This window comes from Rhodopirellula sp. UH5 (assembly GCF_056839225.1).
The window spans coordinates 6,446,545-6,462,414 of the sequence record NZ_CM166390.1; the positions used below are offsets into that span (position 1 = coordinate 6,446,545).

Consider the following 15,870-nt stretch of genomic DNA (forward strand, 5'->3'; position numbering starts at 1 on the left):
GCATCGGCCATGGGAAGATGCTTTTGTCTCGCCATCTCTAAGCGGGAAGTAATACTGCTTGCCTCGATAGGTCTTCTTCCATCGACGGGAAGCCCGGAGGTACGAGAGTTGGTGTTTGATCGGCATCGCTTGAACCAAGTTTGAACCGGATTTTGAACCAGAATAGGAGGTTCAAGGTTCAGGTGTCAATCAGGAGGGCCCGTAAAAAACGGCGTTTCCGAGTCGGAGGTCAAAACTGGGGGTGCAGAGGTCGCAAGTTCGAATCTTGTCATCCCGACTTTCTTTCACGGTGTCGCACACCGTCTCTGCCGAGGCAGTCCTGCCGCCAGGCTCCGTTGGAGTCCGGCAATCCATGGCGATCAGAGTAGAACAGTTGTCCCCAACTGTTCCGTCGGGCAATTTTCCGCCGCCAAGCCTCGTTGCTTCCCCAAGTCCACCACCAGACGTCCGCGTCTCGCTGTTCGACGATTCCACCCTGGCACGCGAACATTTGGGGACAAATATTTTACTCTTCCTGAGCTTCGCTCGTGGGCAACAGCGTGTCAGCGAGCAACTTCGATTTTTGTGAACCATAAGGCTCACGTCACGAAGTGCTGGTTCGGTTGCGGTGCAGGCCGGACCCAGCGAGATGCCGGTCCGGGATTCCATGACGTCAGAGTAGAACAGTTGTCCCCAACTGTTCCGTCGGGCAGTTTTGCGCCGCCAAGCCTCGTTGCTTCCCCAAGTCCACTGCCAGACGTCCGCGTCTCGTTGCTCGACGAATCCACCCTGGCACGCGAACATTTAGAGACAAATGTTCTACTCTTCCTGAGCTTCGCTCGTGGACTACAGCGTGCCAGCGAGCAACTTCGATTTTCGTGAACCATGAGGCTCACGAAGCGGTGGTTCATTTGCGGTGCAGGCCGGACCCAGCGAGATGCCGGTCCGGGATTCCATGACGTCAGAGTAGAACAGTTGTCCCCAACTGTTCCGTCGGGCAGTTCTCCGCCGCCAAGCCTCGTTGCCTCCCCAAGTCCACCACCAGACGTCCGCGTCTCGCTGTTCGACGATTCCACCCTGGCACGCAAACATTTAGAGACAAATGTTCTACTCTTCCTGAGCTTCGCTCGTGGGCAACAGCGTGTCAGCGAGCAACTTCGATTTTTGTGAACCATGAGGCTCACGAAGTGCTGGTTCATTTGCGGTGCAGGCCGGATTCAGCGAACCGCCGTGTTGAAAGACGCGGTTGAGCCAGCCATCTACGAATACACGCGGCACTGCACTGCATGAAGGTTTTGCACGTCGGCAGAAGTTGCCAACTTCGCAACGAGGCATCGGGAGTCTCCGACGTGGGGCAGCGATCAGGCAATCCTGCGCAGCACCTCCGGCAAGGCAAGTCAGGAATTTGGGTGGCCCCTTTTGCGCCTATCACAATACGTGGTTGATTGGCTCACGACCATTGATGGAACCGAGGGCTTGCCAAAGCTTGGCATCCATTTCGCGAGTGAGCGAGTGCACCGATCCATCGGCGTTAACAGTACCGAACGTCGCTGGGTGGTCACTCGAAGGAGAGTAAAGGCCCGAAACCGTCGAACCTCGATTAGTGCAGTTTGTTGGTAGGTCAGGCAGCAAATTGATGATTCGTGTGAACCCTAGCGACCCGAAAAGCCACTCGGACCCAAGGCCTTCTGAACGGCGGTCAAGATACTCATCCGGGTTCGCTCCAATGACACGACATTCATCGACAAATGCGTCAAGATCTGTAGTTGGGTTGTATCGCGATTCCGTCTTAAATAGCGATGTCCTCCATCCGTAGACCGGGTTTTGCTGAGAGCCAACGAACGGTGTTGTGGCGCATTCAGTCACAACAGCCGTATTGGACTGTCCATCAATTATGCTGGCGAGACGGACTTGCTTGCCATCATCGGGAGTTCCAACGATTGCTCCGTTTTCCTCACCGGGAATTCCCCCACCGGCAATAAAGATATAGTTGGTTGGTCCGGTCGCAGCGTTTGACCACTGATCCGGTGTTAAACGACTTGGACACAACAATACCGGTGGTGCATACCTTAGTTCTTCGAGTTGGTTGTGGTACGAGCGATCAAAGTCCACCTTTTGAAATAAGGCATCTTGCTCTAGTTGAGAAAGCAAGCGAGCGTGGGCAGAGATACCGTCAAAACTGGTGCCAGGCGGAAGCGATTTCCACGTCGCTTCATAAGCTAAAATGGCAAGGCCAATCTGGCGAAGATTATTGTTGCACGAGACATTTCTGGCTGTCTCACGAAGCGGCATCACTGCCATTAGCAAGAGTGCAGCAAGTATCCCGACAATACTGATCGAAACCAGAACTTCTGTGATTGTCATCCCGAGATTTAGCTGCCTAGACCGGCAGTCACTGCTAACCATCTTTGCCCCTTTGTATGTGTGCGTCCGAACTAGTTGCCGGTAAAATTGAGGCAATTTCCATGCCAGCCGGCAAAGTTCGCATTGGGTTTTGCATCTGCACCGGTGACTTGGACGCAGGGTACTTTCACGCTGGGGATATTCGGCGGGGAGCATCTCCCCATTAATGCTGGCCTCGAGCCTTTGAAGTTTCTTAAAATTGGAGATACTTTGCCTTTCGCGATCTGAAACGTGCTTCACGCATCAGACACGAATTGAACGTATTCTGCTCGGATTATTGGCAGTGATGCACATTTTCAATGCATCACTGTCAGTTTGCGGGTCAGAACCTTCATCTTTTCATCGAGTTAGCAATGCTTTTCTCGGTCGGCAGTCAAGTCAGTGGGTTGGTTGCGAACGAGAGACGAAGTCGATGAATTGACGGGTGGGAGTGCTGACATGTCACAGGGTTTTTCTGGATTGCGACGAGAACGTCTGACCGTCCAAAAATGCGAAACCTATCTCTGTCTCCGCCAGTTCTTTTCTGTGACAGGTGACTGAATCACCCGTCTTTGTGGGTGTCAACGCGGGTCCGCTGAGGTTAACGGCATCCACTGCCACGGATTGGGGGCGGCACCTTCCAGTCCAGCACGAGCAAGGTTCGCAAAAAAGGCGTGCGCCCGTTCTCGATTGCCATTCCTTTTCACCGCGTATAAAGTGGGTTATACGCGGTAAAACGACGGTAAAACCCCGTGTTTGCAATCTGGTTGGGGTGCTCGGTGAGCAAGCGCGATAAGACCCGTCCGCTGATTTTCTGCTCAGTTGAACACGCTGCCCCGGCTTCCGAGATCGTTAAACCGTTGTCGATGCAACTGACCCATGCAGGGCTCGGGCCGCTCAAGAACGTCCGTCGCTGAAGAATCTGTTAGCAATGGCGGACTTCGGTTTCATGGATTTGATCACGGGGAACTTCGGCACACTCGGTGCTCCCGGAGCCTGGTAAGCTTCCTTCATGATCGCGGGCTTCCAAGTTGCCAAACGCAATCCACCGGTACAATCGCTTATCAATGTCGTGAAAGCTGCCGCTTGTTCTTGGGATCGTGAATGTCAAAGAGTGCGCAACTCGAGTTCGAGCGTTTTGGAGAACTGCTCGAAGACCTGCCGCGTGGCCAATTTGCGGAACACGTCGGGCAGCCGCCGAGCAATTACTTCGAGCATCCTGCGTATGTTGCTTCGACCCCGTCGATGCGAATGGACGTGAAGCACAACCACGAATCGAAGTTGTTCTTAGGGGGGGGCAAGTTGTCACCGGCGATTGCAACACTGGCATCCTGACCCAGCGAAGCGCCGATCCGGCATTTCATGACGTCAGAGTAGAACAGTTGTCCCCAACTGTTCCGTCGGGCAATTTTCCGCCGCCAAGCCTCGTTGCTTCACCAAGTCCACTGCGAGACGTCCGCGTCTCGTTGCTCGACGAATCCACCCTGGCACGCGAACATTTGGGGACAAATATTTTACTCTTCCTGAGCTTCGCTCGTGGGCAACAGTGTGCCAGCGAGAAACTTCGATTTTCGTGAACCATGAGGCTCACGAAGTGCTGGTTCGGTTGCGGTGCAGGCCGGACCCAGCGAGATCCCGGTCCGGGATTCCATGACGTCAGAGTAGAACAGTTGTCCCCAACTGTTCCGTCGGGCAGTTTTGCGCCGCCGAGCCCCGTCGCCTCGCCGAGTCTACTGCCAACCGTCCGCGTCACGCTGCTCGACGAATCCACCCTGGCACGCAAACATTTGGGGACAAATGTTTTACTCTTCCTGAGCTTCGCTCGTGGGCAACAGCGTGTCAGCGAGCAACTTCGATTTTTGTGAACCACAAAAAGCACGAACGAGTGTTGCCATCGCGGTGCAGGCCGGATTCAGCGAACCGCCGTGTTCAAAGACGCGGTTGAGCCAGCCATCCACGAATACACGCAGCACTGCACTGCATGAAGGTTTTGCATGTCGGCAGAATTTGCCAACTTCGCAACGAGGCATTGGAAAGCTCCGACGTGGGGCATTGATCAGGCAATCCTGCGCAGAACCCCCGGCAAGGCAGGAATGAGATGCCCCTTCTTGCTCTTGGCTTGCTTGACACCCGGAGCTGTCTTCATCCAATTCAGTCGCTCTCGCCAGGGCCGATCGTGCGGAGGAGGAACTCTTCGTACTTCCGCATGCGGCCCAGTCGTTTGACGTCGCCGCCGAGACCGTGGCCTCCGGTGGGGTCCAAGAACAACTCGACGTTGGTTTCCTTGCCAGCTTTCAGGAGTGCCCGGTAGACCGCCATGGTGTCTTGGAAGAGAACGTTGGTGTCTTCCATGCCATGAACCAACAGGAGCTTGCCCTCCAAATTTTTGGCCAGCGGCACCAAGGAGTATTTCTCTTGGTCCGGTGTGCCTTTTCGTGACGGGCCGACCGTGCCGGTGGTGTACCAGGAGTTGTAGTTTTCCCACTGAGTCGGTCCCGCACCAGCCATGCCGACTTGGAACACATCGGGCTCGGTGTACAGGCACATTTGGGTTTGGAAGCCGCCGAAGCTCCAGCCGTAGATTGCAACTCGTTGGTCGTCGGTGTTGAAATTCTCGGTCATGAATTTGACGCCGTCGACGAGATCCTCGACCTGCGGCTTGCCAACTTGCTCGTAGTTTGATTTCTCAAACAGCCCGCCGTAGCCAGATTGTCCACGGGGATCCACGACAATCGTGACGTAGCCGTGCTTCTGGGCCATGTACATTTGGAAGAAGTAACCGTCGGCGCTGTAGCTGCCATCGTTGACGCTGTGACGATTGCCGAGTGGGCCGCCATAGACATAGATCAACAGCGGGTGCTTGTCACGTTTTTTCCACCCCTTCGGTTTAAACATCATGCCGGAGATGGTGTGTCCGAGTCGGTTCTCGTAGTCGAAGAACTCCGGCTCGATATCAATGAGCGACTGGGTCTTCTCCGGATGCGAGTCCGTGATTCTGGTGACTTTTCTCTTTTCATTCTGGGCGACCAGTTCGGTCAATTCGCCATAGGTGACGTGGTTCCCGATCATGCGTTTCCCGTCATTGCTAATCGCCACGTCGGAGAAATTGCCATCTTCCTTGTTGAGGCGGGTCAGTTCGCCGTCTTCGAGATCCAGAACGTAAACCATTTGTTGGGCTGCCGATTCTTTGGTTGCTGTGACGAACAGTTGGGTGTGATCATCGGACAAACGAATCGGATAAACTTCAAAGCGTCCGCTGGTCAGTTGTCGAACGCTTTCGTAAAGCGGATCGAGAAGATGGACATGCCGAAAGCCGCTCTGTTCGCTGATGAACACAATCGACTTGCTATCGCCAGCGAAATCGGGGGAGACCATCGACGGCGTATTGGGGCCGCCGTAGTGCTTGAAGAGATAAACCGTTTTCGCTTCAATTTTCAGTCGTTCCGGTGCAGCGGGGGAGCCGCCGCGGGGGCCACGGCGACCAGGGGTCTGGTCTTCTTTGTCCTTCTCCTTCGCTTCGGACATGTCCTTCTGGAATTCTTTTTGACGCTCGCGTTTCGCTTTCTTGGTCGCCTCGGCGAGTTCCTCACCGGAGGGCCACTTCGAGAGCAAGATCTGGACCTCGGCGTTCTCTTGATCGAAGAAACAAAATGTCACTTGTTCGTTGTCCAGCGACCAACGGGGAGAACTGATGATGTCCCGTGGTTCGTCGATGGTCTCGTCGAAGATCTGAATCAAATCGGCTTGTTCGGTCTCCGCAGCATCGAACTCGAACAGGTAGACCTTGATGGTTTGCGGTTTGACTTCGTCGTCGGAAACCGTTCGCGACACACGGTCGGATTTGGCGAATCGATCGCGATAGCGAATGATGTCCACGGTGCGCCCGCCGGAAGAATCTTTCGTTCGGCTGACCAGGACCATGCGTTTGCCGTCTGGGCTGATCTCGTATCGACTCAGGTTTTCGCCCGAGGGCAATTTGGGGCTGAGCTGTTCGACGAGGTGTTCGCCGAAGGTGAACCGTAGGACCGCGTTGTCGCGTCGCACGGTGTAGCCGGAACCGTCCGGGAGAAAGGCGACCTGGGACTCACGCTCGTCGGTTTTGGTCAGTCGAACGGGTTCGGAAGTATCGAGATCGTTGATCAAATAAACATCACCCTCGGAAATCAGCAGCATGCGATTTTCCGTCGGGTGCCATTGAAATGAAGCGATCCCAGAGTAGGCCGGCGCGTACTCATCGTCGGCGTCTTTGTCCGACACGTTCAAGTAGATCTCTCGCTCTGCCTCCAGTTCCTCTTCGGTCTTCTCCGTTTCAGCCTCTTCGGCATCGTCTTGGTCTTCTTCCTCGTCGTCGGAGCGGGGTGGCTTGTCCGACTTCTCGTCGTCTTGATCCGAGTCCCCCTTGTGCTTCTTCAGGCGGTCTTCGATCACAATCCGCGATGATCGCTGGAACTCGGACATCATCCCAATGTCCGTGATCCGTTTGGCTTTTCCTGTCTTGAAGTCGTAGACCCAAAGGTCATTGCCGTGACGGCGTTCGTTGTAGGGGCGGTAAAGGTAGGCGGCGTAGCGTCCGTCGGCAGAAAATTCCGGTCGTCGGGCGGAGGGGCCAAAGATGCTTTTCTCGGGGAAGAGGTCCTCCAGTTTCAATTCGTCCTTGGCGTTGTTCTTTTTGTTCTTTTGCGCAAAGGTCACCGCAGGGAAGAGGGACGTGGTGACAAGAACGATGGTCAGAGGAACTGAGAATCGAAGCATGTTGGACCGAAGCGATTGGAGGTGGAAGAACGGACTGGAATCGTGGCAAAATCGAATGCCATCCGATTGGCGAATCACAAAACAACGGTTGCAGCCATCTCGTCGCGAAGCGGCGAAACAATGGCGTTGCCAAAACCGCGGCGTTGATGGGACACCCGTCCATCCGGCAAACGTTTGCGAAGCAGGTCGACAGGAATGAACGGACGCAACCATGGGAGCCGTTTGGGCGTTCGCCGCGGTTGTACGTGGGAGCAGCACCGCTTACCAAAGCAGTTCAAACGCAGAAAAACTCCTGCTGTCCTGCTTCGCACTGCGCCTTCAAAGTCCAAGCAGTTTAATAGCTGAAAAAGCCAGTCGCCCGTCTTTCTGTTTCGCGACGACCGGAATCATCCTGAAGGAATCCACCGGCACGTTGGAGCGTTTTCACGGTGAACCACGACCCCCTTCGCAGGTTTCCATTGGCTTGCGGACCACGGGCAGGAACCATGTCCCGTCCACCACAGCGGTTGCAGAGGCCGTGCGGGAAAGCTGGCGGAAAACTGGGGCCAGGCCAAACTGGCCAATGGCCACGGCGGGATGGAGAGTGGCGGCGTGGGGTTTGCATGTCTATCGGTGGCGCTATCGCTTACCGACGGCTACCATCTTGCATCCCTACCGGGATGAAAACTTGCGCAAGCGACAATACTCTCCAAGCCCAAACGTTCAGCGGTCCAGCGTTGGCCCCGGTTGTACGTGGGAGCGACGACGCTTGCCGAAACAGTCCAGATGCCGAAAGAGTCCTGCCGACCTGCTTGGCAGCCTGTTGATTTGGTCAGCCGGAACGCGCTCGCGTCCGGTTCGTCTCCGGTAACCGTGGGATAGCGCCCGTCGGCTGATCGTTCGATCTGCGAAACGTTTTCAATCAACAGTCTGCTGGACCGTCGTTCTCGTTTAACGTCCTGGAATTCGTGACAAGAACACCGTCGCCTAAAGCCTGCGAAAGTCGAACGAAGGGGCAGGAGGCTCCGTCCCAGACCGATCGACTCGACGTTCTTGCGGCCGATGCGTGAGACGAAATGGTGGACATCACTCACCGTCAGGCAATGGCACTTGGGCGGGGAGCATCAAGTAGGCGATCAGATTCTGGATCTGCTGATCGCTGAGTGAGCTGAGAAGTTCGTCGGGCATCATGGACACCGGTGACTCGTGCATCTCTTCCACTTCATCTCGCTGGATCACAATCTGATCCAGCGCTGTCTGCAATGTCAGCGTTTTCTCGGTGCGTCCGACGAAGACACCGTTGAGCACTCGGCCGTCATCCAACAGCACGACTGACAACTTGAAGTTCTCAGAGACCGTGGCGCTGGGGTCGACAATGTTCTCGAGCAGATAGTTCAGATTGCTGCGTTGTGCACCAGTCAGATCGGGGGCAATTTTGGCTCCTTCACCAAACAACGTGTGGCAGTTCGCACAGGACTGATTGAACAGCAAGCGGCCGGCGGACGTGTCGGCTTTCGCGAGCGTTTCCGGCTTCAGCATGGCTTGGAGCTCTGCGATGCGAGTTGTCTTTTTCTGTGATTGTGCGGCCAGTTCGGGCCATAGGTCGCCCACTCGCTGACTCAGACCCGTGTCGCCGGAGTTTTGCATCTGACGAAGCTGGAACGCGGAAACGAGTGATCGATCGATGCTTCCGGCTGAGACCGCATCCAGCAAGACACTGGCAAACTGCGGACGCGAGACAAGCGTGGCGATCGCCGCTTGTTGGGCGGGCAAGTTGAATCCATTGAAGTTGGAAACCAAGAGCTTGGGTGTTTCCTCGTGGCCGAATGCTGCCAGACCGTTGATCGCGTCCCGTGACAGGTCGCGATCCCTCAGCAGGCTCTGCAGTAACTGGACGACGTCGACGTCCCGTGCGAGCACCAGGGCACGGATCGCGGCGCGGCGTTCCGGCAAGGCAGATCCACCGTCGCCTGCGATCGTGCGAAGTTCATCGAGAGCACGACCGTCGCCAAAGACCAGGGACAGCTCGCGAGTCAGTCTCCGAACTTCTTCATTGTCGCTGTCGGCGTTGTCAGCAGAGAATGAATCCCAGCCTGCCACCGGGGTTGCCTTTCGCCAACCTCGCAGAGCTTCCGTCATTCCACGCAGGACATCCACGGTGACCAATGAGATGGTCGTGGGATCTGTCACTCGCTTCAGGAGTTGCTCGATGACTTCCGGTTGTCGTTCCATTTCAAGCGTCATGCGACGGGTGATGTACTCGCGAACGATCGGCAACTGGCACGTCGCCACCATTTCAATCGCTTGGTCTGGGTTTGCCAGGACAGCGGGTTCGACCCCGTACCAGACCATCAGCGGCAACACGCGGTCATCGGCATAGTCTTGGTGACTGCCCAACGCCAAAGCCACCGGCCAGCGGTCCTCGAGTCGCAGACGTCGAAGCGCGGAAGCCAACCATGTCAGCACCAAGCCGGAGTCATCGCTGTGCGCCATGGACTGGAACTTGGCGAGGACGGTTGGTGATGGTGGGCCGGTCTCAGTGAGGAATTGAATCGCCCAACAACGCACGTGTTCGCTCGGGTCATCCAGGCAGCTGGCAAGGAAGTCGTCGGTTGCACCGCCGGTGATGTGCAGTGCCCACAGTCGCCGCAACCGCCGCGTCTCCGATTCGTCGGTGTCGAACTTTGTTCGGAGGTACTGATGGATCTCCGGATCGATCTCGGAACGCGACGCACGTTCGCCCAGTTCCAGCAGACACTTTCGCGACAGCCACTCCCACGGGGATGCCACCTGTTCGGCCAGTTGTTGAGTGCTGAGTTCACTCGCGGGACCAATCGCGGGGCGTTCGGCTTGGGGGGGGCCTTTCAAAGCGAGGCGATAGATGCGTCCGGAAGTCCGATGAATCCCGTCGTTTTCATGGCATTCGCCAACGTCCGACCAGTCGGCGATGAATAACTCGCCAGCCTTGCCCGTTAGGATCTCAACACCTCGGAACCACGGATCCGCGACTTTCAAGAAATCCGGTGCATGTCGGGCCGTGTACGTCGCGCCATGACGATGCAGCGTGTCCCGATTGATTCGGCGACCGTGAAAATTCAAAGCCAGCACGGACCCCTGGAGCGTTGACGGGAATGGTTGGCCTTGCAGAATGGTCATTCCGCAATGGGCGTGCCCGCCTCCGGCCTGGTCGGTGGTTTGGGTCATGACTGTGACGCCATCTTTGCGGACATCATGCCACAGTTCGTTGGTGTCCCAGTGAAAGTGATCCGCGGTCTGTTCGATTACGCCGTAGGTGTGCGGGTTGAAGTGTTCGCCGTACATGCGGCGGAATCGAGCTCCTGGAACCACGTGCCACAGGTGCCCGATGACCGTGTTGATAAAGAACATCTGCCCGTGCTCGTCCCAGTCCATGCCCCACGGATTGGTCGTGCCCATGGCCACCACTTCGAACTGATGCCGTGTCGGGTGGAACCGCCAGATCCCGCAGTCCATTGGCACCCTTTGGTCGGGCGTCGCGCCGGGGATCCCGACGTTGGAGATGGCCATGATGCCATTGCGACCGTACAGCCAACCGTCCGGCCCCCAACGCAGTCCGTTGACGATCGTGTGTCGGGCGGCGTCGTCGTCCCAGCCATCGAGCATGACAATCGGTTCCCCGTCGGGCACATCGTCTTGGTCAGCATCGGGAATGAACAGCAGGTTGGGCGCGTCCAGAACCCAGACACCACCGTACCCGATTTCGACGCTGGTCAGTCGCCTGCCTTGATCCCAGAAGACCGTGCGTTGATCGAAACTGCCGTCACCATCGACATCTTCTAGAATCACAATGCGGTCACGCATGGATTCATCAAAGTTCGTGGCTCGATCGGAGTAGGTGTAGTTTTCGGCAACCCACAGCCGACCGCGATCGTCGGTCGCCAATGCAATGGGCTGGTTGATCTCGGGCTCCGACGCGAACAGGGTCACCTGAAAACCTTCCGGGACGGTGATCCCTTTGAGAGCGTCTTCTGGAGAGGTTTGGCTGGCGTCCGAATTCTCGGTGTTGAACGGTTTCGGAAAGTCGTCCGCCCACAGGTTGAGTGGGGAGGTCAGGGCCAGGAAAACCATGACACAGGCGAGTCTGTATTTCATCGTGGGGCAATGAGGTGGGGAGGGAGCTAGGCGGGTACGCATGTGTCATCGGGTATGTGAGCCGTTGGCGTTAGCCACGGTTTTCACTCGCAACCGGGGCTAACGCCGAATGGCACTTACTTTAGATTGAGTCTTCAGCTGCGATAATCTTGGCACAGTTTTTGCGCATTCAGGCTTCCTTTCTCAAAAAGGAGCCATTTTGGCATGAACGATTCCGAGCGAAGCATGGAAGCCGACCAGCAGTTTGACCGCTCCTTCGAACTGCTGCATCAGCTTGTCAACTTCGAAGATGCGAACGAGCTTTTTGCCCAGCGAGCTCACACTGTCTACACCGCCTGCGTTGTCCTTTGGATGCTCGTCTACCAGCGTCTCAAGCCCGATGCCTCACTCGAAAACGCGGTGAAACACCTGATCGATACTCGGCCGAGCTATCTTCCCGAGAACAAACGACTCGACGAAAACACGATCTCGACCGCATCGGGTGCCTACAGCCGAGCGAGATCTCGACTGCCTCTAGAAGTCGTTCGTTGGTTTGCCGAGGAAGTCAGCTCCGGCATCATTTCGGCCACCGAGCCTACATTCAACCAACAACGCGTGTTCCTGATTGACGGAACCACGATGGCTCTTGCACCGGAAAAAGAACTCCAACAAGCGTTTCCACCGGCAAGGAACCAACTCGGCGAAGGTATCTGGCCATGCGCGTTGTTAACCGTCTTTCATGAACTTGCCAGCGGCGCTGCAATGCTTCCGCAAGTCGGACCGATGTACGGGCCCGAGGCAGTCTCCGAGACGCAACTTGCTCGCCAAGGTTTTGAGCAGCTTCCCGAGCACTCGATCATTATGTCCGATGCGGGCTTTGGGATCTTTGGAGTCGCGTATGAAGCCATCAATGCAGGGCACGACATTTTGCTGCGAATGAAGAAGGCTAACTTTCATTCGCTGCAGAAGAATGCCGAGCTGATTGAGCAATCCGAACATCACAAAAGTTACCGACACACGTGGATACCCACGAAGAAGAATCGCCAGACCCAACCGGAGTTGCCCGCGGATTGCCAGTGCGATGTTTTTCTGCACGAGGTCAAGGTTACCGACTCGCTGACGCTTTATCTGGTCAGCACGCTGGCCGACGAAGCTTTCACGTTGGCCGCATTATTTGAGCGTCGCTACGATGTAGAAATTGACATTTGCAACTTCAAGGTGGTGATGGATGCCGAGAATATCCGTGCCAAGAGTGTCGACACATTCATGAAAGAACTCTACACGTCAGTCGTGGCTTACAACCTGACCAGTCAGCTTCGTATCGAAGCGGCCGCCATGGAGGAAGTTCCGCCGCGTCGAATGAGTTTCAAGCGAACGTGGACCACCTTTCAGACTTTTTTATTGCGACACATGCACACCGAGCCTAGCCAGTGGCGCGAGGCCTACCGAACCGCCCTGGCGATCGCCCGCAAAGACAAGTTGCCAATTCGAGGCAAACGCAGATACCGACGCGAGGCGTACCGCAAACGGCCCAAAGACGCGCAATTCGAAAAGCGAAAGAAACCACCGTCAAAACTGAAAGACTCGGATCTAAAGTAAGTGCCATTCGGCTAACGCCAACGGCTCACATGGTTGTGCTTGATCATTCCTGCTTACCTGGTTAGGCGGGCGCAGGAACAGGTGGGGCTCGCGTCCAGACGCGAGCGTTCCTTGAGATCGAAGGCACAGCATATCTTGCCGCCGCACGCTTTGCCTGGTTCTAGGAGGCTGGGCCCGAATTTGAGTTCGGGGTGAGATTGTCTCGGGGGAAGTTGTCGGGGCGTGAACTCAGGGCAGCCCAGCCAATCATGAGCAGGCCATCGCCTGGTCGTCTTTGCTCCTGCTAAAATGCATGCACTTCGCAGTGATTTCCGGACCGTTCCTCAAAATGCTTCGCTCGAATGCATTTGGGAAAGGTGTCAAATGACAGGCCGTTGCCAAAAAGGTTGAAACGATGGCGAGAGACAGGATGATTCTAGAGGACAGCCACCCGCGTTTCTGTCTGGGACAGACTCGGCGTGGACAGGATCGTGGCCTGCGTCTCATGCTGGCGGTGTTTGCCGCAATCACCGTCGCCTGCGTGATGATCGGATCATCGGCGCCCTCACTGGCCACAGAACCTTCTCGGTGGCAATACTCGCCTGAACAACTGCAGCCTTTCTGGAAGGCGGATGTGATTGAGCGAGAATCAGTGCTGTTCATTCGCGATCCGGCAACAGGGGAGGCACGAGCGTCGGTGCTGTTTCCGATTCAGAAAATCATCTCGGTTCAGGATTCAACGGGAGCGATCACGTACGAACCGGGAGTGGACTTTGATCACGCCAGCGGTTCACGTGAAATCTCCGTTCCCTCCACGTCGCGAATCGAAACGAAGTCAGCCGCGGACCTGCGGCGACCAGACAATTCGCAGAATTACAAACTCACTCATCGCGACGGCAACGGCGAGATCCTGTTCGGCGGCAAGTTGGAGTACCACAGCATGCAGTCGTGGATCACTTATTACAAAGCGGCAGACGACTGGCCGGTCGCGATGCCGGCCTTCGATCCATCGGCCCTGCCGCTCACGATCGACAAACTGCAGAATCGGCAGGCGGTTTCGGTTGTCCTGCTCGGAGACAGTATCTCAACGGGATGCAATGCATCCGCTTGGGGCGGCGCGGCACCGTTTCAGCCTGCTTATCAAGACTTGTTGAAGCAGCACCTTGAGTCGCATTACAAGACAACCATCGAACTGACCAATCTGTCCGTTGGTGGGACATCGACGCCATGGGGAGTCTTGCAGATCCCAACGGTTGTGGAATCAAAACCCGATCTGATTTTGCTGGCATTCGGCATGAACGATTCAGCCGGACGTTCTCCGGCGGATTATGGCGAGAGCATTTCCCAGATGATTTCCACCGCACGCGAGACGCTGCCCGATGTCGAATTCATCCTCGTCGCGACCATGCTCGGCAACCGCGACTGGACAACGCTGAACCACGACGTTTTCCCAAAGTACCGCGACCAACTGGCGTCGCTTTGTGAACCTGGGATTGCGCTCGCCGACATGACTTCGGTGTGGCAGGAATTTCTATTGCGAAAGAAAGATCACGACCTGACTGGCAACGGAGTCAATCATCCCAACGATTTTGGGCATCGGGTATACGCACAAGTGTTGTCCGCCCTGCTGGTCGATGAAGCTCCTCGATGAGCGACCCTGGAGCTCAGGGGAATCGCAACTTCAAAACTTGGCAAGTCGTCTGTTGTCGGCAGGAGTCTTTCGGCATTTGGACTGTTTCGGTAAGCGTTGTTGATCCCACGTCCAACCGGGGCGAACGCCCAAACGGCTCACATGATTGTGCCCGATCATTCCTGCCGACCTGCTGAGTGCAACCGACGGGCGTGAAGAACACGCAACGGCCGATCCTGCCGAACGCAAGTTCTTCACGCCGCCCAGTGGTGTGTCGGGCGGGGGTTCATGCTTGCCAAAGATGCGTTGCCGATCCGGAAGAGACTGTCTGCGTTTCTTCAACACACAGGTGGTGTCAATTCGGATCACTCGCTTTTCTTCTTCGGCGGGCCAGGGAAGGTCCATTGGCCGTCGATGATCGCCTGACTCGGTTCGTACATCCGAACCGCGTAGTTCCAACCCTCCATGATTGGCAGGCAGTTCTCTGTGGTCTCTGGATTTCCGCCGAAGCGGATGGTGTAGGAGCCATCGCGGTTAGGCTTGGCGGTCAGGCTGTTGAGACTGTAAGAGTTGTACTTGTTTTTTTGGAAGTATCCCGCCTCGTTGTAAAGACTGATGGACCAAAAACCTTTGACCGGGACATCCTTGACCGTGATTTCGTATTCGCCGACCGGCAGGTTCGGTTGGACGTTCACATACTGAGCGTCCTTGTCTGGAAGACCGCCCCAGGCGGATGCGGTGCCAATCAAAAAATGAACCGGGTCGACGTCGGCTTTGGAACCGAAGGTCTCGGTGTATCGTTTCAGTCCCTTGGCCAACTCAAGAATCGCATTCAGCGTTGCCTTGTAGCTGGTTGGGTCGTAATTCGGCATCACGAACGGATCGTCGGAGCCGGCAGTGATGTGAATCTGGTCCTGGAGTTTGTGGGCAATCGCCAGATCTGTCGGGTCTTCTGGGTTGGCCAGGGTGCGAATGACCACGCCCACGTAGGGAGTTTCAAATTGCTCGAGTGTCAATTCGTGCGGGCCGGAACCGTAAAAGACTTCATTCACATACCCGTCATTGTTGATGACCATCAATGACATGTATCGCTTGCCACTGTCCGGCATGGTGACGGTCGCACCTTTGGAAATGTTGATGACACCGATGCTATAAAGCGTGTCCCGGTTCATTCGAATGACATTCTGTTTGTCAATCGGCGTGGGCGTCCGGTTGCTGTGAACCTGATTGATGACTGACTGTTTGAGGATGCCGGCAAATTCGAAGTCCGTTTGGGCTCGATTGAAATTGTCAACGTTGACCACAACGGGTGCAGGGGATTCTTGGGACGAACCGGATTGTGCATCGACGCTTGTCATGCTGAACGCACCGGCAATTGCCAGCGTGAGGGTGAGAAGGTTTGTTTTCATGTTCGTTTTCTTGGATGGAGGTTGGTGTGGCGGGATTTACATGACTGCTGG

General features: G+C 55.9%; 8 protein-coding genes. 3 read left to right on the forward strand and 5 right to left on the reverse strand.

The window, feature by feature from the left end; translation table 11 throughout:
* Positions 1-1,407 precede the first annotated feature (1,407 nt).
* Positions 1,408-2,343 carry a DUF1559 domain-containing protein gene (locus tag UH5x_RS23020; RefSeq protein ID WP_482633806.1) on the reverse strand — a complete coding sequence of 312 codons (936 nt, stop codon included), beginning with the start codon at positions 2,341-2,343 and terminating at the stop codon, positions 1,408-1,410.
* Between the two features lie 1,122 nt (positions 2,344-3,465).
* Between UH5x_RS23020 and UH5x_RS23025 the strand changes: the two genes are divergently transcribed.
* Positions 3,466-3,696, forward strand: a complete 231-nt coding sequence (locus UH5x_RS23025) for a hypothetical protein (protein ID WP_482633807.1) — start codon at positions 3,466-3,468, stop codon at positions 3,694-3,696.
* 467 nt (positions 3,697-4,163) lie between these two features.
* On the opposite strand, the gene UH5x_RS23030 is transcribed toward UH5x_RS23025, so the two are convergent.
* From UH5x_RS23030 to UH5x_RS23040, 3 genes are all read right to left on the reverse strand, one after another.
* Positions 4,164-4,391, reverse strand: coding sequence for a hypothetical protein (locus UH5x_RS23030; RefSeq protein WP_482633808.1), 228 nt, complete (start codon positions 4,389-4,391; stop codon positions 4,164-4,166).
* A gap of 121 nt (positions 4,392-4,512) precedes the next feature.
* Positions 4,513-7,113, reverse strand: a complete 2,601-nt coding sequence (locus tag UH5x_RS23035) for an alpha/beta hydrolase family protein (protein WP_482633809.1) — start codon at positions 7,111-7,113, stop codon at positions 4,513-4,515.
* Positions 7,114-8,178: 1,065 nt separating this feature from the next.
* Entirely contained in the window at positions 8,179-11,223 is a 3,045-nt protein-coding gene (locus UH5x_RS23040; RefSeq protein ID WP_482633810.1) for a PVC-type heme-binding CxxCH protein, read from the reverse strand.
* Positions 11,224-11,427: 204 nt separating this feature from the next.
* Between UH5x_RS23040 and UH5x_RS23045 the strand changes: the two genes are divergently transcribed.
* Together UH5x_RS23045 and UH5x_RS23050 are read left to right on the forward strand one after the other, a co-directional pair.
* A complete protein-coding gene (locus UH5x_RS23045; protein WP_482633811.1) occupies positions 11,428-12,801 on the forward strand; it encodes an IS4 family transposase in 1,374 nt (457 codons plus the stop codon).
* Between the two features lie 409 nt (positions 12,802-13,210).
* Positions 13,211-14,431 carry an SGNH/GDSL hydrolase family protein gene (locus UH5x_RS23050; protein WP_482633812.1) on the forward strand — a complete coding sequence of 407 codons (1,221 nt, stop codon included), beginning with the start codon at positions 13,211-13,213 and terminating at the stop codon, positions 14,429-14,431.
* Positions 14,432-14,775: 344 nt separating this feature from the next.
* Here the strand turns inward: UH5x_RS23050 and UH5x_RS23055 are convergent, their stop codons facing one another.
* Positions 14,776-15,819 (reverse strand): DUF1214 domain-containing protein, encoded by a 1,044-nt coding sequence (locus tag UH5x_RS23055; protein WP_482633813.1) that lies wholly within the window; start codon positions 15,817-15,819, stop codon positions 14,776-14,778.
* Positions 15,820-15,870: the final 51 nt, after the last annotated feature.